Annotated in this window: 21 protein-coding genes, 1 pseudogene and 1 riboswitch; of the genes and pseudogenes, 9 read left to right on the top strand and 13 right to left on the bottom strand. The window is 73.5% G+C overall.

What is annotated here, in order from left to right; translation table 11 throughout:
• Positions 1-138: 138 nt before the first annotated feature.
• Together ACFW5B_RS18900 and ACFW5B_RS18895 are read right to left on the bottom strand one after the other, a co-directional pair.
• Entirely contained in the window at positions 139-750 is a 612-nt protein-coding gene (locus ACFW5B_RS18900) for a hypothetical protein (protein ID WP_386440324.1), read from the bottom strand.
• A gap of 122 nt (positions 751-872) precedes the next feature.
• On the bottom strand, positions 873-1,892 hold the full coding sequence (locus ACFW5B_RS18895) for a cation diffusion facilitator family transporter (protein WP_386440321.1): 1,020 nt from the start codon (positions 1,890-1,892) through the stop codon (positions 873-875).
• A 226-nt stretch (positions 1,893-2,118) separates the two neighbouring features.
• On the opposite strand from ACFW5B_RS18895, the gene ACFW5B_RS18890 reads away from it, so the two are divergent.
• The 3 genes from ACFW5B_RS18890 to cobM all read left to right on the top strand — a co-directional run bounded on the left by ACFW5B_RS18890 (position 2,119) and on the right by cobM (position 4,675).
• Positions 2,119-2,391, top strand: coding sequence for a hypothetical protein (locus tag ACFW5B_RS18890; RefSeq protein ID WP_386440318.1), 273 nt, complete (start codon positions 2,119-2,121; stop codon positions 2,389-2,391).
• Between the two features lie 179 nt (positions 2,392-2,570).
• Positions 2,571-3,893 carry a precorrin-6y C5,15-methyltransferase (decarboxylating) subunit CbiE gene (cbiE, locus tag ACFW5B_RS18885; protein WP_386440315.1) on the top strand — a complete coding sequence of 441 codons (1,323 nt, stop codon included), beginning with the start codon at positions 2,571-2,573 and terminating at the stop codon, positions 3,891-3,893.
• Positions 3,890-4,675 (top strand): precorrin-4 C(11)-methyltransferase, encoded by a 786-nt coding sequence (gene cobM / locus ACFW5B_RS18880; RefSeq protein ID WP_386440313.1) that lies wholly within the window; start codon positions 3,890-3,892, stop codon positions 4,673-4,675. Before cbiE ends, cobM begins: the two co-directional genes overlap by 4 nt.
• A gap of 149 nt (positions 4,676-4,824) precedes the next feature.
• Here cobM and ACFW5B_RS18875 read toward each other — a convergent pair whose 3' ends face one another.
• On the bottom strand, positions 4,825-5,043 hold the full coding sequence (locus ACFW5B_RS18875) for a hypothetical protein (RefSeq protein ID WP_386440311.1): 219 nt from the start codon (positions 5,041-5,043) through the stop codon (positions 4,825-4,827).
• Positions 5,044-5,806: 763 nt separating this feature from the next.
• Between ACFW5B_RS18875 and ACFW5B_RS18870 the strand changes: the two genes are divergently transcribed.
• Positions 5,807-6,172 carry a hypothetical protein gene (locus ACFW5B_RS18870; RefSeq protein ID WP_386440309.1) on the top strand — a complete coding sequence of 122 codons (366 nt, stop codon included), beginning with the start codon at positions 5,807-5,809 and terminating at the stop codon, positions 6,170-6,172.
• 21 nt (positions 6,173-6,193) lie between these two features.
• On the opposite strand, the gene ACFW5B_RS18865 is transcribed toward ACFW5B_RS18870, so the two are convergent.
• Positions 6,194-7,399: a cobalt-precorrin-5B (C(1))-methyltransferase gene (locus tag ACFW5B_RS18865; RefSeq protein ID WP_386440306.1), complete on the bottom strand. Its 1,206-nt coding sequence runs from the start codon at positions 7,397-7,399 to the stop codon at positions 6,194-6,196.
• A 17-nt stretch (positions 7,400-7,416) separates the two neighbouring features.
• Between ACFW5B_RS18865 and ACFW5B_RS18860 the strand changes: the two genes are divergently transcribed.
• Positions 7,417-8,304 carry a cobalt-precorrin-6A reductase gene (locus ACFW5B_RS18860; RefSeq protein ID WP_386440304.1) on the top strand — a complete coding sequence of 296 codons (888 nt, stop codon included), beginning with the start codon at positions 7,417-7,419 and terminating at the stop codon, positions 8,302-8,304.
• A 114-nt stretch (positions 8,305-8,418) separates the two neighbouring features.
• Here ACFW5B_RS18860 and ACFW5B_RS18855 read toward each other — a convergent pair whose 3' ends face one another.
• On the bottom strand, positions 8,419-8,646 hold the full coding sequence (locus ACFW5B_RS18855) for a hypothetical protein (protein ID WP_386440302.1): 228 nt from the start codon (positions 8,644-8,646) through the stop codon (positions 8,419-8,421).
• Positions 8,647-8,817: 171 nt separating this feature from the next.
• Here ACFW5B_RS18855 and ACFW5B_RS18850 point away from each other — a divergent pair.
• Positions 8,818-8,946, top strand: a pseudogene (locus ACFW5B_RS18850) (helix-turn-helix domain-containing protein); the annotation flags it as partial.
• A gap of 178 nt (positions 8,947-9,124) precedes the next feature.
• Entirely contained in the window at positions 9,125-9,295 is a 171-nt protein-coding gene (locus ACFW5B_RS18845; protein WP_386440301.1) for a DUF397 domain-containing protein, read from the top strand.
• A gap of 49 nt (positions 9,296-9,344) precedes the next feature.
• On the opposite strand, the gene ACFW5B_RS18840 is transcribed toward ACFW5B_RS18845, so the two are convergent.
• The 4 genes from ACFW5B_RS18840 to ACFW5B_RS18825 all read right to left on the bottom strand — a co-directional run bounded on the left by ACFW5B_RS18840 (position 9,345) and on the right by ACFW5B_RS18825 (position 14,159).
• Positions 9,345-10,115 carry a DUF817 domain-containing protein gene (locus ACFW5B_RS18840; protein WP_386440299.1) on the bottom strand — a complete coding sequence of 257 codons (771 nt, stop codon included), beginning with the start codon at positions 10,113-10,115 and terminating at the stop codon, positions 9,345-9,347.
• A gap of 126 nt (positions 10,116-10,241) precedes the next feature.
• Positions 10,242-11,846 carry a precorrin-2 C(20)-methyltransferase gene (locus tag ACFW5B_RS18835; RefSeq protein ID WP_386440297.1) on the bottom strand — a complete coding sequence of 535 codons (1,605 nt, stop codon included), beginning with the start codon at positions 11,844-11,846 and terminating at the stop codon, positions 10,242-10,244.
• Complete coding sequence (locus ACFW5B_RS18830) at positions 11,843-12,475, bottom strand: precorrin-8X methylmutase (protein WP_386440356.1); 633 nt, start codon at positions 12,473-12,475, stop codon at positions 11,843-11,845. Before ACFW5B_RS18830 ends, ACFW5B_RS18835 begins: the two co-directional genes overlap by 4 nt.
• A 103-nt stretch (positions 12,476-12,578) precedes the next feature.
• The gene (locus tag ACFW5B_RS18825) at positions 12,579-14,159 is read right to left on the bottom strand and encodes a cobalamin biosynthesis protein CobG (RefSeq protein WP_386440295.1); all 1,581 of its coding nucleotides are present in this window, start codon (positions 14,157-14,159) and stop codon (positions 12,579-12,581) included.
• A 237-nt stretch (positions 14,160-14,396) separates the two neighbouring features.
• Positions 14,397-14,469: riboswitch (cobalamin riboswitch) on the top strand.
• A 56-nt stretch (positions 14,470-14,525) separates the two neighbouring features.
• Here ACFW5B_RS18825 and cobN point away from each other — a divergent pair.
• Positions 14,526-18,137 (top strand): cobaltochelatase subunit CobN, encoded by a 3,612-nt coding sequence (cobN, locus tag ACFW5B_RS18820; RefSeq protein WP_386440293.1) that lies wholly within the window; start codon positions 14,526-14,528, stop codon positions 18,135-18,137.
• Between the two features lie 35 nt (positions 18,138-18,172).
• Here cobN and ACFW5B_RS18815 read toward each other — a convergent pair whose 3' ends face one another.
• Positions 18,173-18,931, bottom strand: coding sequence for a DUF4097 domain-containing protein (locus ACFW5B_RS18815; protein ID WP_386440291.1), 759 nt, complete (start codon positions 18,929-18,931; stop codon positions 18,173-18,175).
• Positions 18,932-19,149: 218 nt separating this feature from the next.
• Between ACFW5B_RS18815 and ACFW5B_RS18810 the strand changes: the two genes are divergently transcribed.
• Complete coding sequence (locus ACFW5B_RS18810) at positions 19,150-19,422, top strand: DUF1876 domain-containing protein (RefSeq protein ID WP_386440289.1); 273 nt, start codon at positions 19,150-19,152, stop codon at positions 19,420-19,422.
• Between the two features lie 82 nt (positions 19,423-19,504).
• Here ACFW5B_RS18810 and ACFW5B_RS18805 read toward each other — a convergent pair whose 3' ends face one another.
• The 3 genes from ACFW5B_RS18805 to ACFW5B_RS18795 all read right to left on the bottom strand — a co-directional run bounded on the left by ACFW5B_RS18805 (position 19,505) and on the right by ACFW5B_RS18795 (position 22,302).
• Entirely contained in the window at positions 19,505-20,833 is a 1,329-nt protein-coding gene (locus tag ACFW5B_RS18805; RefSeq protein ID WP_386440353.1) for an LCP family protein, read from the bottom strand.
• Between the two features lie 619 nt (positions 20,834-21,452).
• Complete coding sequence (locus tag ACFW5B_RS18800) at positions 21,453-21,623, bottom strand: hypothetical protein (protein WP_386440287.1); 171 nt, start codon at positions 21,621-21,623, stop codon at positions 21,453-21,455.
• A gap of 157 nt (positions 21,624-21,780) precedes the next feature.
• Positions 21,781-22,302, bottom strand: coding sequence for a BlaI/MecI/CopY family transcriptional regulator (locus tag ACFW5B_RS18795; protein WP_386440285.1), 522 nt, complete (start codon positions 22,300-22,302; stop codon positions 21,781-21,783).
• Positions 22,303-22,393: the final 91 nt, after the last annotated feature.

Here is a 22,393-nt window from a genome sequence, read left to right as displayed (position 1 = left end):
GGGCCGGAGGAGATCCGCAGGACGCGCGCTACGGCCACCTCCCAGGCAAGTGGGAACCGCCGCGGCCCGCGACCGGAGCCGGTGCCAATGGGTGACCGGCCGCGCGGGCCCCGCCCGCAGCCCGCCCGCGCCCCCGTCTCAGCCCGCCCGCACCAGGCGCCGCCGCCGGACCGCCCGTACCACCCCCGGCCCGAGCAGCGCGGTGGCCCCGGCGGCCACCGCCCAGCCCACCCAGCCGATGCCCCCGCTGTCCGGTTCGGTCTCCGGCAGGTCGTCCACATCGCCCGAGCAGGCCGTGGGCGCGTAGGACGTGCCGACGTAGACGCAGACCGTGGCGGCGGCGCGCAGGGTGCCGGGCGCGGCGGGGCCGGCGGTGGCGGCGACCTCGGCCCGGCCGCCGAGCACCGCGGTGGCGGTGAAGACCTGGATGTCGTGTGCGGGCAGATCGGAGCGCCAGATCACCTTCTGTTCGCCCACCCCGCGCCCTTCGACGGTGCCGCGGGGTGCGGTCGCCGAGGTCGTGGTGGCCGGCATCCGCTGTTCGATCCGGGCGTCGTGGACGTCGGTCGCGCCCAGGTTGTGCACGGTGATGCGGTAGTCGAGCCGTTTGCCGGACTCGGTGTCGTCGACGCCGTCGGTCACCGTGACCGTGACCGAGACGGCGGGCGGCGCCTTCGGGGCGTACGCGGCGGCGGGCGGTGCGGGGAGCGTGGCGGCGCACAGCAGCGCGCAGACAGCGGCGGTTCTCATGCCGTCATCCGAGCATCGCGGCTGCCGCCACCGGCGGCAGGCGGCTCCCTCCCGGCCCGGGTTCACCCGAGCGGCGCGCTGCCCCGGTCACGGCCCCGGAGTACCGCACCCCGCCCGGCCGCTCAGTGCCGGTGCGGCCCCGGCCGGTGCACCGGCCCGTGCGCGTCCTCGCAGTGACCGGCCGCCGGCTCCGGGCCGGGTCCGGGCCGCGGACTCAGGGTCAGCAGCTCGTCGGGCGCGCCCTGTTCGCCGACGTGATCGACCTGGAGGGTGGCGTGGGTGATGCCGTACTGGCCGCTCAGCAGCTCCTGGAGAGTGCGGCGGACCTTGTGGCAGTCGCCGCCCGGCGCCACCAGGATGTGCGCGGACAGCGCCGGGTGCCCCGAGGTGATCAGCCAGATGTGCAGATCGTGCACCTCGACGACCTCGTCAGCGGCCGCCAGATGATCGCCCAGCGCGTCCGGGTCGAGGCCGGCCGGTGCGGCCTCCAGGAAGATCCGGCCGGAGTCCCGCACCAGCCCCGTACCGGCCCGCAGCATCAGCCCGACGACCACGAGCGAGGCGATCGCGTCCGCCCGCTCGAAGCCCGTCGTCAGCACGATCAGACCGGCGACGGCGGTGGCCACGAACCCGAACAGGTCGGTGAGGATGTGCTGATAGGCGCCCTCGACGTTCAGGCTGGAGCGGTTCGCCCTGGACAGCAGCCAGGTGCAGATCAGATTGACCACGATCCCGGCCAGCGCGGTCACCAGCACCAGCCCGCCGGTCACCTTCGGCGGGCTGATCAGCCGCTCGACCGCCTCGTACGCCAGCCAGACCGACAGCAGCAGCAAGGTGATGCCGTTGGCCTGCGCGGAGAGGATCTCGGCGCGCTTGAGCCCGTAGGTGTACCCGCCGCGGGCCGGCCGTGCGGCCAGCCGCATCGCGATCAGTGCCAGCACGATCGAGACCGCGTCGGTGAGCATGTGCGCGGCGTCCGAGATCAGCGCCAGGGACTGCGCCACCACACCGATGACGACCTCGACCGCCATGTACGCGGTGAGCAGGGTCAGCGCGGCCCGCAGCCAGCGCCGGTCCGCGTCCGGTGAGACACCGTGCGTATGGCTGTGGCCGTGCCCGTGGCCGTGGGCGTGATCGGTCATCGGCGCGCTCCTTCCTGGCTCCTCGCTGCGAAGCAAACCGCACTTCGGCGAAAGATCCAAAGGCTGCACCGGTGACCGTTGTCATTACCGTCGAACGGACGATCGTGCCTGGTCAGAGCGGTGCGGAGGAGGCGGGGGCGGTACCGGGAAAACGGAGCCCGGTCATCCGCTCCCGGCTGGCGTGGGGAGCCGTCGGCGCTCCTCCTGCCGGGTAGCATCCGGCGCCATGAGCAACGCTACGGGGGACACCCGGCGGCCCGCACCCGGCAGGGGACAGCTCCTGGCACCGCTCGGCCTGCTGGGTGCCGTCGCCGTCCTGGCCACCCACCACGACGGCCTCCCCTTCTGGCTCGGCGCCCTGCTCGGCACCGTCGCCGTCCTCGGTCACCTGGCCTGCTTCGACTCCCCGCGCGGCCTCTGGCAGTGGCTTCCGGCGCTGGTGGGATTCTGCGCGGCGTTCCTGTTCGCGGGGCAGTTCCTGAGCGCGCTGCTGACGTGAGGGCGGGGTGCCCGGAGCGCCCTCACGGGTGAGCCCCGGAGGGCGTGGGTCCGGACGGCGGGGGCCTCCCCGCGGGACGGTGCGGAGCGACCGGTCAGTAAAGTTCGCCACCCGTCCCCAGGGCCGGTCATCGCCCCCGGGCCGGTCCCCGTCCCTTCTGACCTCCGAGGTATCCGGCAGTGAGCCCCGCACCACCCGCCCCGGCCGCTCCTGAACCCCTGACCGTCGTCGGCATCGGGGCCGACGGCTGGGACGGACTGCCCGGCGCCTCGCGGCAGGCGCTGTGCGTCGCCGAGGTGCTGATCGGCGGTGCCCGGCAGCTCGCGCTGCTGCCCGGGGAGTGCGCCGGGGAGCGGGTGCCGTGGCCGTCGCCGCTGCGCCCGGCCGTCCCGGGGCTGCTCGCCGCGCATGCCGGACGCCGGGTGTGCGTACTGGCCAGCGGGGACCCGATGTTCTACGGCATCGGGCGGACGCTGACCGAGGTGATCCGGGAGCAGGCGGCCATGGCGCCCGGCGGGCTCCCGGCCCCCGGACTGCGTATCCTCCCGCACCCCTCCTCCGTCTCCCACGCCTGCGCCCGCCTGGGCTGGCCGCTGGAGGACACCGAGGTCGTCACGCTCGTCGGACGCCCCGCCGGCAACCTGGTCCGCGCGCTGTACGACGGCCGCCAGGTGCTGGTGCTGTCCGCCGGGGCCGGCACCCCCGCCGAGGTCGCGGCCCTGCTGCGGGAGCACGGCTTCGGCCCGACCCGGATGCGCGTACTGGAGCAGCTCGGCGGCCCCCGTGAGCGGACGGTCGAAGGCACCGCCCAGGACTGGGACCTACCGCCCGGCGACCCCCTCAACGTGCTCGCCCTCGACTGCCGCCGCGCGCCCGGCACCCGGCCGCTCGGCACCGTCCCCGGCCTCCCCGATGACGCCTACGAGCACGACGGCCAGCTCACCAAGCGCCATGTCCGGGCCGCCACCCTCGCCGCGCTGGCGCCCGCCCCCGGTGAACTCCTCTGGGACGTCGGCGGTGGCTCCGGCTCCATCGCCGTCGAGTGGCTGCGGGCGCACCGTAGTTGCCGCGCCGTCAGTGTCGAGCGCGACGCCGTACGGGCCGAGCGGATCGGCCGGAACGCGCGCACCCTCGGCGTACCGGGTCTGCGCGTCGTCTCCGGTGCCGCGCCCGCCGCGCTGGACGGTCTGCCGACGCCGGACGCGGTCTTCATCGGCGGCGGGCTGACCGCCCCCGGTCTGCTGGCCGCGTGCTGGGCGGCGCTGCCCGCGGGCGGCCGGATCGTGGCGAACACCGTGACGCTGGAGTCCGAGGCGCTGCTCGCCGACTGGTACCGCCGGCACGGCGGCGAGCTGGTGCGGCTCGCGGTCGCCCACGCCGTGCCGGTCGGTGGTTTCACCGGCTGGCGGCAGGCGATGCCGGTCACCCAGTGGGCGGCCGTGAAGCCGCCGGCCGCCGCCCCGTCCCCGACCGCCCTTCCTCAGGAGACCGAGCAACCATGACCGTCCACTTCATCGGCGCGGGTCCCGGCGCCGCCGACCTGATCACCGTGCGCGGCGCCCGTACGCTCGCTTCCTGCGGGGTCTGTCTCTACGCCGGCAGCCTGGTGCCGCGCGAGCTGCTCGCCGAGTGCCCGCCCGGCGCCCGGCTGATCGACACCGCGCAGCTGGACCTCGACACCATCACCGCCGAGATGGTCCGCGCCCACGAGGAGGGTCACGACGTGGCCCGGCTGCACTCCGGCGACCCGTCCGTCTTCAGCGCGGTCGCCGAGCAGATGCGCCGGCTGGACGCGGCCGGTGTGCCCTACGACGTGGTGCCGGGCGTCCCCGCGTTCGCCGCGGCGGCGGCCGCGCTCAAGCGCGAGCTGACCGTCCCCACCGTCGGCCAGACCGTCATCCTGACCCGGGTCGCCCAGCGGGCCACCCCGATGCCCGAGGGCGAGGACCTCGCCACCCTCGGGCGCAGCGGTGCGCTGCTGGTGCTCCACCTGGCGGCGATGTACGCCGACCGGGTCGTCGGCGAACTCCTGCCCCACTACGGCGCCGACTGCCCCGCCGCGGTCGTCGCCATGGCCTCCCGCCCCGACGAACTCGTGCTGCGCGGCACCCTCGCCGACATCGCCGACCAGGTGAAGGCCGCGGGCGTGGTCCGTACGGCCGTCATCATGGTCGGCCGCACCCTGGGCGCCGAGCAGTTCCGCGACAGCCATCTCTACTCCACGGAACGGGAGCGGCCGCATCTGCCGTGCGACGCGGCGCCGTCGGACCCGGCGAGGCCGTAGCCGACGCGTACGGACCGAGACCCGTTCCGGGCGGACGTACGGCCGCCCGGGAGGCGGCCGGAATTCCGCCCGCAACTCCGGCCGGACATGCGAGAACCCCGGAACTGGAGGTTCCGGGGTTCGTCGATATCAGCCGCGGCCGGCCTCGCTCAGAGGCTGGTGATCCCCACCGTGGCCATACCGCCGACCTGCCCGAGGGGCGTGTTCGCCGCGAGGGACCCGCCGGCCTCGACGGCATGGCCGATGCTCACGCCGGCGCCGTGCCCGGCGATCTCGGCACCGGCGCCGGCGTTCCCACCGGCGATGTTGTCCAGCTCGCCGTCGGCGATCTCGCAGGTGTCGATCTCAGGGGTGAAGCCGTCACGCATGGCGTGCCCTTCCTTCGGAGCTATGGGTTCTGAACTCACACGGGCCGAAATGCCGATAAAGCAAATACGGCCGTAATGGGCCGTCCGGCGCCCGAATTGACACCCGTAATGACGGTCCGTGTGCTCGCAGAATGCAATCACGCTCAAGCGTCACCCGGCAACTTGCCGTTCATTTTTCAACCTGTATGTAATTGAGCGCCACTATCGCCTTGAGCTGCAGGTTTGCCCATTTCTTGGCGGTGCGGCGAGCGTGTGGCGGCTATCGGAAAGCTGTCCCGGAAAAGCCCTGCATGCGCATCCGGCAGGCATATTTGCGGGTACTGTCCACCGAACCCGCGGCGAGTGGCATGGGGGACATGTCTGCCTTCCCGGTATTCCTCTCCATCGGGTGTGCTTGGCGCCGGCCGACGGGCGGCGAAATGTGGAACACAACCGCTCCGTGAAGCCGTCGCCATGTCGGATCGCACTCCGCGGGGACCCCCATCCGCTGCCCCGATCACCGGCCACCACTACCGCTAGGGCCGGGCGACGCCCCACCGGGCGCCCTGAGGGCCGGCCCGGCACCCGGCCGGGCACCGTGCACCCCGGCCGTGAGACACCGGCGGAGGGAACGGAGCACACGGTCCGGACGGCACCGGCTCCCCCCGGGCCCGTCCGGATGGCTCTCCGACCGCATCAGGGTGAATACCCGTTAGCCCGCCACCGGGCGCCGGTAAGGAAGCTGCGACACCCTAGGGGGGCCGAAGCAAAGGAGTACGCCACGATGCGTACCAGACTGGCCGCCGGCGTCGTCGGCGCCGCAGCCCTGCTGACGCTCCTCGGCGGCAACGTCGCCGCGGCCGACGGCAAGGACCACGTCGCACAGGCGACGGACACCCCGGGGCAGATGCACGACAGCTCGCCGTGGATGCACGACAGCCCGCTCCGGATGAACGACCGGCCGGGCCGGCTGCACGACCGCCGGGAACGGCGCCACGACCGCCGGGAGGGCCGCTACGAGCGCCCTGGGCAGTTCCGCGAGAACCCGCTGCGGCTGACCACCTGTGCGCTCGGCACGGCGCTGGGATCGCTCACCGGCAGGACGGACGACTGCCTGGCCGAGCGGTCCGGCCGCAGCTACCGCGGCTGACGGCCGGCGAGGGGAAGCCCGTCACCGCTGAGGGCTTCCCTGCCGGGTGTCCCCCGGCCCGCGCGGCTCCGCCCGGCCCACCACCATCCCCGCCCGGTCGATACAGATGACATCGACCGCGACCGGCGCGCCCCGCAGCACGGCCAGCGACTCGTCCCGCGCGGTCGCCGCCACCAGGTCGCCCAGCGGGACCCCCGCCGCGCTGCACAACTGGAGCGCCGCCAGGCCCGTGTTGGCCTCCGCGACCGCCGCGGCGAGCGCCCCGTCCGCGCCGCCCCGCCGGGCCAGCTCCGCCAGGAACCCCTTGTCCACCTGGGACCGCGCCGAGTGCAGATCCAGATGCCCGGCCGCCAGTTTGGACAGCTTGGCGAACCCGCCGCAGATGGTGAGCCGCTCCACGGGATGCCGCCGGATGTACTTCAGCACCGCCCCCGCGAAGTCGCCCATGTCCAGCAGCGCGTCCTCGGGCAGATGGTGCAGCGCGACGGCGACCTTCTCGGACGTCGATCCCGTGCACCCGGCCACATGCCGCCGGCCCGCCGCCCGCGCCACGTCCACTCCCCGCCGGATGGAGTCGATCCACGCCGAGCAGGAGTACGGCACCACGATCCCGGTGGTTCCCAGGATCGACAGCCCGCCCAGAATTCCCAGCCGCGGGTTCCAGGTGCTGCGGGCGATCTCCTCGCCGTGATCGACCGAGATCTCCACCTCGGCATCGGCCGTCGCGCCGCTCCGGCCGTACCGCGCCGCGACCTCCGCCAGATGCTCCCGGATCATCTGCCGCGGCACGGGGTTGATCGCCGGTTCCCCCACCTCCAGCGGCAGACCGGGCCGCGTCACGGTTCCGACGCCCGGCCCCGCCTTGAAGACCACGCCCGACCCGGTGGGCAGCGCCCGCACCGTTGCCCGGACGAGCGCCCCGTGGGTGACGTCCGGATCGTCGCCCGCATCCTTGACGACACCCGCCATGGCGGCCGTCCGCCCCGGCGCCAGCTCCTCCACCGCCAGCGCGAACGCCGGCGTCTGCCCCTTCGGCAGCGTGATCGTCACCGGATCGGGGAACGCGCCGCTCAGCAGCGCCGTGTACGCGGCCGTGCTCGCCGCGGTCGCACAGGCACCGGTCGTCCAGCCCGGCCGCAGCCCGGTGTGCGCGAGCTGCGCACTGCGCCCGCCCGCGGCCTTCCCCGTGCCCGCCGACCCCGTACCCTGCGGTTGCGCCTCAGCCACGGAGGAACCCACATCCCATGCCCGACACACCCCGCCCGCCACGCCACGTACTGATCCTCGGGGGTACGACGGAGGCCCGGCGATTGGCTGCCGCGCTGACGTCGGGGGCCGCGCAGGTGCCAGGGGCCGCCGGGGCGGCGGAGCCTGCGCTGATGCCGGAGTCCGCCCTGCCACCGGTGTCCGCCGGGGCGCCCGAGCACGCCCTGACGCCGGCGCCCGCGCTCCGCATCACGACCTCGCTCGCCGGCCGGGTCGCCGCCCCGCGGCTGCCCGCCGGGGAGGTGCGCATCGGCGGGTTCGGCGGCCCCGAGGGCCTCGCCCGCTGGCTGCGCGCGCACGCGGTGGACGCGCTCATCGACGCCACCCATCCTTTCGCCGGCACGATCAGTCACAATGCGGCGCTGGCCGCCGCCACCGCCCATGTTCCCCTGCTCGCCGTCCGCCGGCCCGGCTGGGTGCCGGGACCCGGCGACAACTGGCACCGGGTCACCTCCCTGGACGAGGCCGCCGCGGCCCTCCCCGCCCTCGGCAGCCGTATCTTCCTCACCACCGGCCGCATGGGCCTGGCCCATTTCGCCCACCTCACCGACCCCTGGTTCCTGGTCCGCTCCGTCGACGCCCCCGAGGCACCGCACCCGCCCCGTATGGAGGTGCTGCTCGACCGCGGCCCCTTCACGGTGGAGGGCGAACGCGCGCTGCTCCGCGCCCACCGCATCGACGTCCTCGTGACGAAGGACAGCGGCGCCGCCGCGACGGCCGCCAAGCTGACGGCCGCACGGGAGGCGGGGCTGCCGGTGGTGGTCGTACGGCGCCCTCCGGTGCCCGCCGGAGTGCCGGTGGCGGCCGATCCGGACGACGCCGTGAACTGGCTCCGCGCCCTTTTCAGCGCGGCCGATTCACACTGAGCCGATTCGCTTGCCTAACCCTTTCCACTAATTCCTCCCGCCGCTTTGCGGATTCCTCCTGCTCCTCCTCGTCACCGGCCTCGCGGGCGGCGCCGGGGTGGGCCGTCTCGTCGCTCACGTCACGCACGTCCCCACCGCCTGCGCGAGCTTCCGGGCGAGCTGCGGCGTACACCGCCCGAGGTCCACCAGGGGGCGCGGAAAGTCCCCCACCAGCGACACCCCGTCCAGAGCCAGCGACGGCAGGGTGATGCCCGCCCCCTTCAGCGCCGCCCGCAGCTCGTCCCGCGCCTGCTCCGCATCCCTGATCCTCCCGGCCGCCGGACTGCGCTCCGCCAATCCCATTTCTCTTCTCCGTTCGAGTCCTGACTGGGCTGTCAATGCCCTTTCCCCGTCCTGGAGTTGTCACTCCGATCGGCTCCCGAAAGGGAGTTGACGTTGTCGTCGGCACGGGCAACAGGGGGTTCGGAGAATGGTCGAAAAGAATTCCGAGGAGGGCGATGAGGGCTCGGCCCGCTGGGTCCTCGCTGCGAACTCCGCCGCCTAAGGCAAGCGTCCGGCAGATCCCTGGCCCAACTGGCCGAAGAGGTCAACTACGACCGCACCTCCCTGCACCGCCTGGAAACCGGCGAACGCCTCTCGAAGCTCCCGGCCATGGAGGCCCTGGACACGGCGTACGGGACGGGGGGACTGCTGGTACGGCTGTGGGGGCCGGCGCGGCGGTGGCGCAATATCGGCTGGCCTACGACCGGCTCCGGGATGCGGCGCCCTCGCCGCCCGATTCGGCAGCATTCATGCGGCAGTTGGTGGAGGACAGCAGACCATGACGACATTCCCGTGCCTTGTCGGTGCTGCGTGGCGCAAGAGCAGCTACAGCGACGGCGGCGACAACAACTGCGTCGAGGTCTCCGACGGCTTCCCCGGCGCCGTGCCGGTCCCCGCCGAGGCATGGTCGGCGTTCATAGGTGGTGTGAAGGACGCTCGACTCGGCTGACCTGGCCGTTCGGGTACGAGTACAGGCGACCGGCGGGTGAGCGAGGGGCTCACCCCGGGGCGCGCTGTCGTCGGGTGGCCGCCACGATCACGAACGTGACGCTGATCAGGAGCGCCCATGAGCCGAACTTCTCCGGGGCGACCGGCTGCCAGCCGTGGAGCTGGTTCGGGTAGCGCCATGCGCCCAGGTAGGTGGCGATGTTCTCGGCCAGCCACAGGAAGAATCCGATCAGTGCGAAGGACAGGGCCAGCGGCATGCGGTAGCGCGTCGTTCCCACACTGAACCGGACCGACGTACCTCCCGTGACCGCGACGAGCAGCGCGGCGAGGAGCCAGCGCAGGTCGGGTAGCCAGTGGTGGCTGAAGAAGTTCACGTAGATGGCCACGGCCAGGGCCGTGGTGGCGCGGGGGCGGTAGCGGATGAGTTCCAGGTCCATCAGATGCCAGGCGCGGCAGACGTAGCTGCCCACCGCGGCATAGAGGAACCCGCCGTACAGGGGCACGCCCGCGACCTTGAACACCGCGGGCTCCGGATAGCTCCACGAGCCGAGCGAGACCTTCACGAGCTCGAAAGCCAGCCCGATCGCGTGACAGACGGCGATGACCAGGACATCCCTGCTGCTTTCCCACCCGCGTAGCCGGAATACGAGGGTGAGCAGCAGCCCGTAGACGAGCAACAGGTCGTATCTGGCCACGGGCAATTTCGGCAGCACGGTGGACAGCGCGACGCCCGAGAGCAGGGCGACGGCGAACGCGCAGCTGCTCGTCTGGAGCCGGGTGAAGATCAGTAGTTGCTGTACGCGGGCCAGATTCGCGTGCATGTTGCGGGAGACGCTGCTGTGACGGGAGGGGTTGCGAGAGGGGGCTGGTCTGCCCCCCCGGCCGCCCCCTGGACGGGGCTCCGGACCCGCATGGCGCGAGCCGGAGCCCCTGACTGGCCGCCGGCCTCACCCCTCCGGGTACCTCCGCGGTGTCCACACGACCTCGGCCCCGTTGTCGCGCCGTACTGCTTGCGTCTGGGACGACCCGACGATCAGGAGCGTCCGCATGTCGACCTGGTGCGGGTCGAGGTCGGCGAGGTGGACCGTGCGGACGGACTCCTCGGGGCCGCCGATGTCGCGGGCGAGGATGACGGGGGTGTCGGGGGCGCGGTGTTCCAGGAGGAGTTCGCGGGCCTTGCCGACCTGCCAGGTGCGGCTGCGGGAGCCGGGGTTGTAGAGGGCGAGGGCCAGGTCGGCGCCGGCCGCGGCGTGCAGGCGTTCGGCGATGATCTCCCAGGGCTTGAGCCGGTCGGAGAGGGAGATGACCGCGTAGTCGTGGCCGAGCGGGGCACCGGCGCGGGCGGCCGCCGCGTTGGCGGCGGTGACGCCCGGGAGGACCCGTACGGGGATGGCGCGGTAGGGCTCCTGGCAGGCGACCTCCAGGACGGCGGTGCCCATCGCGAAGATGCCCGGGTCGCCGCCGGAGACCACGGCCACCCGGCGGCCGCGCCGCGCCAGGTCGAGGGCGAGTTCGGCGCGTTCGGACTCGACCTTGTTGTCGGAGGCGTGGCGGCGCTGGCCGGGGCGCAGCGGGACGCGGTCCAGGTAGGTGGTGTAGCCGACGAGGTCCTCGGCGGCGGCCAGGGCGCCGCGGGACTCGGGCGTCAGCCACAGGGGACCGGCCGGGCCGGTGCCGACGACCACCACTTCGCCCAGGCCGGACGCAGAGGAGGGGGACGAGGGGGACGACGAGGACGCCTCGGCTGGTTCGGGCAGGCCGGATGGTTCGCCGGCCGTAGTAGCCGTAGCCGTGGTCGTACCGGGCGGGAGGTCGGCGATGCGGCTGGGGACGACGCTGACGGAGAAGTACGGAACGGTCTCCGCGTCGATGGCGGCGAGCTTCTCGGTGCGTTCGCCGGACATCGTGGCACGCTCGACGTAGTGGGCCTCCGGGAGGCGGCCGGAGCGTTCCATGGCGCGGCGGACCGTGGGGAAGGTGCGGCCCAGCTTCATGACGACGGCGGTGTCGGTGGAGGACAGGCGGGCGGTCAGTTCCTCCTCCGGGAGCGTGCCGGGGAGGATCGTCAGGACCTCGTCGGCCTCGGCGAGCGGCTTGCCCAGGCGGGCCGCGGCGGCGCTGATGGAGGTGACGCCGGGGATGACCTCGGTCGGATAGCGGTGAGCCAGCCGCTTGTGCATGTGCTGGTAGGAGCCGTAGAAGAGCGGGTCGCCCTCGGAGATGACGGCGACGGTGCGGCCGGCGTCGAGATGGGCGGCGAGGCGGGCCGCCGCGGTCTCGTAGAACTCGTCCAGCGCGCCCCGGTAGCCGCCGGGGTGATCGGTCGACTCCGTGGTGACCGGGTAGATCAGCGCTTCTTCGATGTGGTCGGCGCGGAGGTGCCGGGCGGCGATGGAGCGCGCGATGGAACGTCCGTGCCGGGCGCTGTGGTAGGCGATGACGTCGGCCTCGGCGATGACCTCGACCGCCCGGACCGTCATGAGGGACGGGTCGCCGGGGCCGAGGCCCACTCCGTAGAGGCGACCGGTCAGCTGCTGCTCGCTCACGCTCACTCTTCCTCGCTTGCCATGGCGTTGATCGCGGCGGCGGCCATGGCGCTGCCGCCCCGGCGTCCGCGCACCACGATGTGGTCCAGCTCCGACGGGTGGGCGATCAGCGCGTCCTTCGACTCCGCGGCGCCGATGAAGCCGACGGGTATGCCGATGACGGCGGCCGGACGGGGCGCGCCCTCCTCGATCATTTCGAGGAACCGGAAGAGGGCGGTGGGGGCGTTGCCGAACGCGACCACGGCGCCTTCCATCCGGTCCCGCCACAGCTCCAGGGCGGCGGCGCTGCGGGTCGTCCCCATACGGGCGGCGAGGTCCGGGACCGACGGGTCGGCGAGGGTGCACAGGACCTCGTTGTCGGCCGGCAGCCGCTTCCGGGTGACGCCGCTGGCCACCATGTTGGCGTCGCAGAGGATCGGCGCACCGGCGCGCAGCGCCTCGCGGGCGCGGGCCACCACCTGGGGGGTGAAGGCCAGATCGCGCACCAGGTCGACCATGCCGCAGGCGTGGATCATCCGGACCGCGACCCGGCTGACGTCGGCGGGCAGGCCGGCGAGGTCGGCCTCGGCGCGGATGGTGGCGAAGGACTGGCGGTAGATCGCCGCACCGTCCTTCTCGTAGTCGAACGCGGTCACTGTGGCCTCGGGGGTGTCGGGTACGGGGCGGTGGTGGGGCTGCTGGGACATGGAGCGGTGAGACATGGAGCCGTGAATCATGTAGCGGTGGGTCCGGGGTGGTTCATGAGGAGGCGGGGGTGGGTGTTGTCGCTGTGTGCGGTGGTGCGGGTGCGACAGTGGCTGCCGCCGGTGCCTGGTGCGGGGCGGGTGCGGTCTCCGGCCGTACGACCGTGACCCGGTAGCCCTCCGCCGTCGCCAGCACATCGACCCAGGCGCCGTGCGGGTGGCCACAGCGGCGTTCACAGCCGGACCAGTACACGGGCAGGTCACGGAGGGCGGTGGCGCTCTGTCCCGATGCGCCGGAATGCGAACCGGGGTTGGGGGCGAGGCCGGGGCCAGGGGCGGGGACGGGCGTGCCCGCCGTGACCGCGGCCGTCGCGTCGGCCCGTACGTCGGTAAGGGACTTGGCGCAGCCGGGGCGGCCGGTGCAGGCGCCGATGCGGCGCCAGGGGGAGTCCGGGGCGGCGATCAGCCCGGCGGCGGACAGTTCACGCAGGCGGGCGGTCGCCGTGTCCGCGGACAGTCCCGGGACGACGATGCCGCGCCAGGGAGTGAGCCGGAGTGTGCCGTCACCGTCCTCGGCGGCGACGGCGGTCAGCAGGCGCCACTGGGCCACCGACAGCCGCCCCAACGGCGCGAGGACGGAAAGCGAACGGGCGCCGTCACGCCCCTCGATGACACCGGGGACGGAGGAGTCGGCGTACGGGACGGAGGAGTCGGGGTCCGGCACGGAGGAGTCGGGGTCGGGCACGGAGCCCGGGTCCGGCACGGAGTCGGCGCACGGCGTGGCGGCGGCGTGAGCCACGGACGGCCTGGCCCCGGTCACACCCGCGCCCCCGCCCGCATCCGCGCCCTCGTCCACGCACACCGCCTCAATGCCCGCCGCACGCAGCCGCTCCGCGACGGTCCGGGCCGTCAGACGATGGCCGTCCGGGAGTTCGCGGACGCGCCAGGCGCCGCTGCCGCTCGCCCCGGCGGCGGTGAGAAAGGCTTCGGCGGCGGTGAGGGCGGCGCGCGGGGCGTCCGGGCCGGCGATGCGGAGCGCCGTCGGATCGTCGCCGACCCGCAGCAGAGCGGTGCTGCCGGACCCGGCCGGCCGCGCAGCCCGGTTCGGTCCCCCGCCCCCTTCTGCGACCAAGCTCACATCGCCGCCGAGCCGCGCCACATCGCCCCGCCCGTCGTCCAGGACGAAGAGGAAACGGCCCGACAGGGCGGTCGCGGACTCGCTCCCGCAGAGCACGGTGTCCAGCTCACGGGCCCACAACCGCACGTCAGATGGGGTGTGGCGGTCCAGTCCGGCCAGGGGGGAGGCGAGGATGTTGCGGATGCGTTCGTGGCGCTCGGAGGGGAGCAGACCGGCGTCGTGCAGCAGGGCGGCGAGCCGGGTGCCGCAGTCGTCCGGGAGGCCACGGAGTTCCACGTTGCCGCGGGAGGTGAGCGAGAGCCGGCCGTCGCCGAGCCGGTCCGCTGCGTCCGCCAGCGCCTCGGACTGACGGACCGTCAAGTTCCCGGCGGGTACGCGCACTCGGGCGAGACGGCCGTCGGCGGCGGAGTGCAGCCGCAGCGCTCCCGGGCAGGCGTCACCGCGGTCCCGTATGGGCGGTTCGGCGCCTTGGGGCCGTATCGAGGGGGTGGGCGGCATGGGCGCGAGCATACCCACGGGGGTGGGTGGCCCATCCGGGCCGGATCCGGCCAAGGTCCCGGCCCGGATTCGGCCACGGCACGGGTCCGGAGCAGGGCAAGGACGGGGACGCGCCGCTGCCGGGAGGACTGGTCCGGAGGCCCGCTTACCTCGTGCGGCCGCAGCCCTTACTATGCAGGTCGGTGGGTCGGACGGCCCGCCGACGCCAGCGACGGCGCAGGGTCTTACGGCCCCAGGGAGGAAGCCCGGTGTGAATCCGGCGCGGTCCCGCCACTGTGAACCCGGCAGCTGCCGGGTGAGCCAGGAACTCCCGCCGTCCCTACGACCACCCGGGGCGCGGATACCCCGAGGAAGGCCTGCGCTCGCATGCTTCTGCTGCTGTCGACCTCCGACACCGATCTGCTCAGCGCCCGCGCGGCCACGGGTCCCGTGCCGTACCGGCTCGCCAACCCCGCCCGCCTCGACGTCGACGGGCTGCCGGCCCTGCTGGAGGGCGTGGACCTCGTCGTCGTACGCCTCCTGGGTGGCATCCGCGCCTGGCAGGAGGGCCTGGACCTGCTGCTCGCCGAGGACCAGCACCGGCCGGTCGTCGTGCTCACCGGTGAACAGGCCCCCGACGCCCAGCTCATGGAGCAGTCCACGGTCCCGGTCGGCATCGCGGCCGAGGCGCACGCCTACCTCGCGCACGGCGGCCCTGCCAACCTCGACCAGCTCGCCCGCTTCCTCTCCGACACGGTGCTGCTGACCGGCCACGGCTTCGAGCCGCCGGAGCCCGCCCCGTCCTGGGGTCCGCTGGACCGGGAGAGCCGCAACGAGAGCGGGCCGCTGGTCGCCGTGCTCTACTACCGCGCCCACCACATGAGCGGCAACACCGGCTTCGTACGGACCCTGTGCGAGCAGATCGAGACGGCGGGCGGGCGCGCCCGGCCGCTGTTCGTGGCTTCGCTCCGGGCCCCCGAGCCGGAGCTGATCGAGGCGCTGCGGAGCGCCGACGCGCTGGTCACCACCGTCCTCGCGGCGGGTGGCAGCAAGCCGGCCGAGGCCTCCGCCGGCGGTGACGACGAGTCCTGGGACGCGGGCGCGCTGGCCGCCCTGGACGTGCCGATCCTGCAGGCCCTGTGCCTGACCGGGCCGCGCAGCGCCTGGGAGGAGAACGACGAGGGCCTGTCGCCGCTGGACGCCGCCTCGCAGATCGCGGTCCCTGAGTTCGACGGCCGGCTGATCACCGTCCCGTTCTCCTTCAAGGAGGTCGACGAGGACGGTCTGCCGGTCTACGTCGCCGACCCCGAGCGCGCCGCCCGGGTCGCCGGGATCGCCGTCCGGCACGCCCGGCTGCGCCACATCCCGGCCGCCGAGAAGCGCCTGGCGCTGGTGCTGTCCGCCTACCCGACCAAGCACTCCCGGATCGGCAACGCGGTCGGCCTGGACACCCCGGCCAGTGCCGTGGCCCTGCTGCGCCGGCTCCGGGCGGACGGCTACGACTTCGGGGACGAGGCCGCCGAGCCGGTCCCGGGCCTGGAGTCCGGCGACGGCGACGAGCTGATCTACGCCCTCATCGAGGCCGGTGGCCACGACCAGGAGTGGCTCACCGAGGAACAGCTCGCCCGCAACCCGGTCCGCATCCCGGCCGCCGACTACAAGCGCTGGTACGCCACCCTGCCGCAGGAACTCCGGGACTCCGTCGAGGAGCACTGGGGGCCGCCGCCCGGCGAGATGTTCGTCGACCGCAGCCGAAACCCCGACGGCGACATCGTGCTGGCCGCGCTGCGCCGCGGCAATCTGCTGGTCCTCATCCAGCCGCCGCGCGGCTTCGGCGAGAACCCGATCGCGATCTACCACGACCCCGATCTGCCGCCCTCGCACCACTACTTGGCGGCGTACCGCTGGATCGCGGCCTCCGCCGACGACGGCGGCTTCGGCGCGGACGCCATGGTCCACCTGGGCAAGCACGGCAACCTGGAGTGGCTGCCCGGCAAGAACGCGGGCCTGTCCGCGGCCTGCGGCCCGGACGCCGCCCTCGGTGACCTGCCGCTGATCTACCCCTTCCTGGTCAACGACCCCGGCGAGGGCACCCAGGCCAAGCGCCGGGTGCACGCCACCCTCGTCGACCACCTCGTCCCGCCGATGGCCCGCGCCGAGTCCTACGGCGACATCGCGCGCCTGGAACAGCTCCTCGACGAGTACGCGTCGATCTCCGCGATGGACCCGGCCAAGCTGCCCGCCATCCGCGCCCAGATCTGGACGCTCATCCAGGCCGCCAAGCTCGACCACGACCTGGGCATGGACGAACGCCCCGATGACGAGGGCTTCGACGACTTCCTGCTGCACGTCGACGGCTGGCTGTGTGAGGTCAAGGACGCCCAGATCCGCGACGGACTGCACGTCCTGGGCGGCGCGCCGGCCGGTGAGGCGCGGGTCAACCTCGTCCTCTCGATCCTGCGCGCCCGCCAGATCTGGGGCGGCACCTCCGCCCTGCCCGGTCTGCGCGAGGCGCTCGGGCTGGACGAGTCCGCGGCCACCCGTACGGCCGCCGACGACGCCGAGGCCACCGCCCGCGCACTGGTCCAGGCGATGGAGGACGCGGGCTGGGACCCGGCCGCGGTGGCCGCAACCGCCGAGGGACACCCGGCCGCGGTCGCCGACATCCTCGACTTCGCCGCCCGCCAGGTCGTCCCGCGCCTCGCCGCCACCACCGACGAGATCGACCACGCCGTGCACGCCCTCAACGGCGGTTTCGTCCCGGCCGGTCCCTCCGGCTCCCCGCTCCGCGGCCTGGTCAACGTCCTGCCGACGGGCCGGAACTTCTACTCCGTCGACCCCAAGGCCGTGCCCTCCCGGCTCGCCTGGGAGACCGGCCAGGCGCTCGCCGACTCCCTGCTGACGCGCTACCGCGACGACAACGGCGACTGGCCGCAGTCCGTCGGCCTGTCGCTGTGGGGCACCAGCGCCATGCGGACGTCCGGCGACGACGTGGCCGAGGCGCTGGCGCTGCTGGGCGTCCGCCCCGTATGGGACGACGCCTCGCGCCGGGTCAACGGGCTGGAGCCGATCCCGCTCGCCGAGCTCGGCCGTCCCCGTATCGATGTCACGCTGCGCATCTCCGGCTTCTTCCGGGACGCTTTCCCGCACGTCATCGGCCTGCTCGACGACGCCGTCCGGCTCGTCGCCGGACTGGACGAGCCGGCCGCGGACAACTACGTCCGCGCCCACACCCAGGCCGACCTCGCCGACCACGGCGACGAACGCCGCGCCACCACCCGCATCTTCGGCTCCCGCCCGGGGACCTACGGCGCGGGTCTGCTCCAGCTGATCGACTCCCGGGACTGGCGCACCGACGCCGACCTCGCCGAGGTCTACACGGTCTGGGGCGGCTACGCCTACGGCCGCGGGCTGGAGGGCCGGCCGGCCCGCTCCGAGATGGAGACCGCCTACAAGCGCATCGCGGTCGCCGCCAAGAACACCGACACCCGCGAGCACGACATCGCGGACTCGGACGACTACTTCCAGTACCACGGCGGCATGGTCGCCACCGTCAAGGCGCTCAAGGGCAAGGCCCCCGAGGCGTACATCGGTGACTCCACCCGCCCGGAGACGGTCCGCACCCGCAGCCTGGTCGAGGAGACCTCCCGGGTCTTCCGGGCCCGGGTGGTCAACCCCCGCTGGATCGAGGCGATGCGCCGCCACGGCTACAAGGGCGCCTTCGAACTCGCCGCCACCGTGGACTACTTGTTCGGCTACGACGCCACCACGGGTGTGGTCGCCGACTGGATGTACGACAAGCTCGCCCAGACCTACGTCCTGGACCCCGGGAACCGCGCCTTCCTCCAGGAGGCCAACCCCTGGGCCCTGCACGGGATCGCCGAACGCCTCCTGGAGGCGGAGTCCCGCGGGATGTGGGAGAAGCCGGACGCCGAGACGCTGGCGGCGCTGCGCCGGACGTTCCTGGAGACCGAAGGGGAGCTGGAGGGCGAGGACTGAGCCGCTGCGGGGCGGGCCGTCCGTGGACCGCCCCGTCAGGCGCCCTTCGCGGTGATGTCCCCGTTGCTGGTGGTCAGCTTCAGCAGGAAGCGCGCGGCCGGGTCCTGGGGGACGGCTATGTGCTTCTCCCCGTTGTCCGTCTCCGCGGCGACCCGGTAGGGGCCCTTCGGCAGCCGCAGCCGGATGGCACCGTTGGAGGTCTCCGCCCGGACGTTCTGCGCGGTCGCGGGGCTGAGGTCGATCGCCCCGTTGCTGGTCTCGGCCGCGATACTCGGGCCGGACAGCCCACGGCCGGTGATCCGGCCGTTGCTGGTCCGGGCGTCGACCGCGCCGCGCGCCCCGATCAGCCGGATGTCCCCCGAGCTGGTGGTCATCTTCACCGCGCCCACGTCGGTCAGCTCCACCGCTCCGGACGAGGTCCGTCCGCTGACCGGGATGCCGGCCGGCAGGTCGAGGGTGTAGTCCACGGTGCAGTTCGTGCCACAGCCGGAGAGCACCAGCACCCCGTCCTTGACGCGGTGGGTGGCGCCCTCGGGCCTGTCGCCGTGGTACGAGACCGCGCGGTGCACCGAGACCGCGCCGCCGCCCCGGCCGCCCTTAACGCCCTCGCCGCCCTTGCCGCCGTGCACCGTGAGGCCGCCCGAGCCGCTGTCCAGCCGGACGGACGTGATCTTCCGTGACACCGTGGCGTCGTCCTGGAAGGTCTTGCCGGGCAGCAGTCCACAGGAGCTGAGGGCGCACGCCCCGGTGACGGCCATCGCGACGACGCCGATGAAGCGGACCCGCTTACGCATGAATTCCCCCGGAAATGGTCGGCAGTTGGCGAGGCGCGGGCCCCCGCCCGCGGTTTCCTCCGCCATGACGAGGCTATGGCCGCGATCACGGCCCGACCATGGGGGCAGCCCCCGGACCGGGGTGGAGCTACCTCCAGGTGCGGCCCGCGGGCGCCGGTGCGACGATTTTGGTGGGGGTGGTTTCCGTGCTGCTCATGGGGTGGACGAGGAGGCTTCCGGTGACTGCCACGAAGACATGGAACGCCGAGATCAGCATCACCGAGACCGGCAGCGAGGTCCGGGCCGAGGCCAGGCTGCGGGGCAAGGAAGGCGGGCAGCTGGTCGGCCAGGGCGCCGCGCGCTGCAACCCCGCCGATGAGAACGTCCCGGCCATCGGCGACGAGCTGGCGGTGGCACGGGCGATGTCGGACCTCAGCCACCAGCTGCTCCAGCGGGCCGCGCACGACATCGAGGTACACACGGCCCGCCCGGTGGAACGCCTCCGCGCCTGAGCCCGGCGACGTCCCACGAAGCGCAACCAGCGACCCACAGCAACCCACAGCGCCCCACCGGCCGCCGGCCGACCGAAGCGCCCTACTGGCCGCCCGTCGCGAAGTCCGGCCCGACCGTGAGTGTCAGCGCGCCCGGTGCCGCGTCGGCGGACCGCGTCGCCTTGGTGCCGGGGAGGCGCCCGGCGAGGACCGCGCTCTGGGCCTTGAGGGCGGCCGGGTAGGTGAGTGTGGTCCGGTCCGTCGCCGGGGCGTTGCCGGTGGCGATGACCGTGAACCCGAGCTTGCGCAGCTGCTCGGCGACGGCCGCCGCCCGGCCGGGGGTGCCGGTCCCGTTGAGCACCCGGACCTGCACGGAACGGGCGGTCACCGGGCTCTTGGCGTCCTCGGCGAACTTCTTCTTCTGGTCGGCGCCGACCTCCCGGTCGTGCGCGAGATCGCTGAACAGCCCGCCGGCCTGCGGGTATTGCCAGACGACATTGGCCTTGTCGGTGGGGACGTCGGCCTCGCGTGAGTAGTTGGGGACGGTCAGGAACGTGAGGCGTTCGGTGGGGACGTCCTGGACGGTCGCGGCCAGGTCGTAGAGCGGCTTGATCCCGGCCAGGGCCTTGTCGGTGGTGATGGACTTCGTGGCCGACTCCAGGAAGTCGTAGAGCTCACCGGGGCTGGTGAGCTTCGACTGGGCCTTCGCGGCCAGCGCCTTCATGAACTCCTGCTGCCGGCCGATACGGCCGAGGTCGGAGCCGTCGCCGACGCTGTAGCGGGTGCGGACGTAGCCGAGCGCCTTCTCGTCCCGGACGTTCTGGCAGCCCGCCTCCATGTCGAGGTGGGCCTTCTTGTCGTGGATGGCGTGCTTGGGGCAGACCTCTATGCCGCCCAGGGCGTTGACCATCCCCTTGAAGCCCTGGAAGTCGACCGAGGTGAAGTGGTCGATACGCAGCCCGGTGTTCTGCTCGACGGTCTTGATGGTGCAGGCCGCGGCCTTGCGGATGTCGCCGGAGTCGCCGCCGATCGAGAACGCTTCGTTGATCTTGAAGTGGTGCGGGGACGACTTCGAGCCGTTGCCGCGGGTGCAGGCCGGGATCTGCACCCAGGAGTCACGCGGGAAGGACACCGCGGTGGCCCACTTACGGTTGGCGGCGATGTGCAGCACCATCAGCGTGTCCGACTGCATGGTGGTGAGGTTCCGGCCGTATTTGGAGTTGGCGCCGGCGCGGCTGTCGGAGCCGACGACCAGGATGTTCTTGGAGCCGGGGCTGAGGTTGGCCGGCCGGTCGCCGTCGACGCCGATGTCCACACCGCGGATGTTGCCGTCCAGCTTCTGGTAGACCCACGCACCGACGCCGGCCGTGGCCAGCAGCAGGACGCCGAGCACCCCGCCGGTCCAGGCGACGATGCGGCCCCGGCGCGTGATCCGGACCTTGCCCGCCTTACGGGAACCGCCCTCGGGCCCGCTGCCGGAACCGGCGGTCTTACGGCGCGGCCGGTCGCCGGACGCGCGCGAGCCGCGGGGCGCGCGGGAGCCGCCGGAGCCGTCGCCGGTGGGAGCGGACGGGCCGGGTGTGCCGTCGGCGCCCCGCCGGGCCGTCTGCTGGTGCGTCTGCCTGTCATGCACGCCGATGGCCCTTCTGGTCCTTCTGATGCTGGAGATGCGGGTGCTGCGGTGCGGAAGCGACGGCGGCCCCGGCGGCCGGGGGGACCGGCGTCGGCAGGGGGCGGTGCGTCGAGGACCGGCGCCGGACAGCAGCAGGGGCCCGGGTCCGTAACGCGGCCGTCCCAAGGCCCGGCCGCCACCGTCCCGGTAGGGGGCCTCCACCGGCTGACCGGCTCATCGCACCTCCGCTTCTGGAGGCGGGCAGTCCCGGGTCAGGAGTCCGCACCTCGTCGCCATCTCCCCTTCCGGCCGCGCCTGTTGCACAGCTGCGCGCACTCTACCGGCAACTTTTACAGGGGCGTAGAAGTTGCCTGGTGCGGAGCGTGCGCCGCGTGGTGCGCCGGCTCCGGCCCGTTGAGGTCAAGGAATCAGTGTGCACTCACAGCGGAGTTGCCGCCTTCGGAACGACGAACAGCGCAACCGCTGCGCTGAGCGCGGAGACCGCGGAGGCGGCCGTTCCCGCCGCGGCGACCAGCGTCACCCGCACCTGGGTGTCGGGCCAGCCGCCGGGCAGTGGACTGCCGGGCAGTTGGGCGGTGCCGACAACCACCAGCAGTCCCGGGCAGAGGGTGCTGCTCAGGCCGAGGGCCGCGGCGAGCAGGAGCAGCCGGGTGGTGACGCGGGTGGAGGTGCTGTTCCGCGAGCCGGTCGATCGGCGGCGCGGTGAGCGGCCGGGCCGGCGGCAGGGACACGAAGGCGCCCACCGCTCAGCCTCCGCGTGCTTCGTCCGAGGGGTGATCGCGGTGGGTGGCGGTGTCGTCGGCCGCCGGGCTGCCGGTCGCCGGGCCGTCGTCGGCGGCGCGGTCGAGGAGCGCGCGCAGCAGCTGCTCGTCGTGTGTGGAGAGCGCGGAGACGAAGCTGGTCAGTACGGCGTCGCGGTCCGGTTCGCCGTCCAGGACGCGGTGCATCCGCAGCGCGGCCAGACCGGCCTCGTCGGCGGCCGGGGTCCAGACGTAGGCCCGGCCGGACCGTTCACGGGTGACGGCCTGCTTGGTGTGCAGCCGGGACAGGATGGTCATCACGGTCGTGTACGCGAGGTCGCCGCCGAGCCGGTCCTGCACCCAGGCGGCGGTGGCCGGGCCGGACGCCTCGTGCAGCGCGGCCAGCACCTGGGCCTCCAGCTGGCCTTGTCCGCGCCGGCGGGCGCGCTCCCGTCCGGAGCCGCCGAACTCCCCCTGTCCAGGGGCGTCCCCGTCGCCCGGCGCCTTGCCGAAGGGCTTCCCGCCCACTGCCGTCGCCTCCCGTCGCGCCGGGTCGTGTCCCGCCGGCCGGGACGTCCGGGCATCTTACTGAGTGGCCGGTTCCGGACCGTGGTTCGTC

The organism is Streptomyces sp. NPDC058773 (genome assembly GCF_042746015.1).
In the GTDB taxonomy this organism is placed as follows: domain Bacteria; phylum Actinomycetota; class Actinomycetes; order Streptomycetales; family Streptomycetaceae; genus Streptomyces.
This window is presented reverse-complemented; position numbering and strand designations above follow the sequence as displayed.

Excerpts from the sequence above, each read along its gene's own strand:
- ACFW5B_RS18855 (WP_386440302.1), bottom strand. The coding sequence starts at position 8,646 with ATGGGATTGGCGGAGCGCAGTCCGGCGGCCGGGAGGATCAGGGATGCG.
- ACFW5B_RS18840 (WP_386440299.1), bottom strand. The coding sequence starts at position 10,115 with ATGCACGCGAATCTGGCCCGCGTACAGCAACTACTGATCTTCACCCGG.
- ACFW5B_RS18890 (WP_386440318.1), top strand. The coding sequence starts at position 2,119 with ATGAGCAACGCTACGGGGGACACCCGGCGGCCCGCACCCGGCAGGGGA.
- ACFW5B_RS18875 (WP_386440311.1), bottom strand. The coding sequence starts at position 5,043 with ATGCGTGACGGCTTCACCCCTGAGATCGACACCTGCGAGATCGCCGAC.
- cobN (WP_386440293.1), top strand. The coding sequence starts at position 14,526 with ATGCTTCTGCTGCTGTCGACCTCCGACACCGATCTGCTCAGCGCCCGC.
- ACFW5B_RS18860 (WP_386440304.1), top strand. The coding sequence starts at position 7,417 with ATGCCCGACACACCCCGCCCGCCACGCCACGTACTGATCCTCGGGGGT.
- ACFW5B_RS18845 (WP_386440301.1), top strand. The coding sequence starts at position 9,125 with ATGACGACATTCCCGTGCCTTGTCGGTGCTGCGTGGCGCAAGAGCAGC.
- ACFW5B_RS18815 (WP_386440291.1), bottom strand. The coding sequence starts at position 18,931 with ATGCGTAAGCGGGTCCGCTTCATCGGCGTCGTCGCGATGGCCGTCACC.
- ACFW5B_RS18900 (WP_386440324.1), bottom strand. The coding sequence starts at position 750 with ATGAGAACCGCCGCTGTCTGCGCGCTGCTGTGCGCCGCCACGCTCCCC.
- cobM (WP_386440313.1), top strand. The coding sequence starts at position 3,890 with ATGACCGTCCACTTCATCGGCGCGGGTCCCGGCGCCGCCGACCTGATC.
- ACFW5B_RS18895 (WP_386440321.1), bottom strand. The coding sequence starts at position 1,892 with ATGACCGATCACGCCCACGGCCACGGGCACGGCCACAGCCATACGCAC.
- ACFW5B_RS18870 (WP_386440309.1), top strand. The coding sequence starts at position 5,807 with ATGCGTACCAGACTGGCCGCCGGCGTCGTCGGCGCCGCAGCCCTGCTG.
- ACFW5B_RS18825 (WP_386440295.1), bottom strand. The coding sequence starts at position 14,159 with ATGCCGCCCACCCCCTCGATACGGCCCCAAGGCGCCGAACCGCCCATA.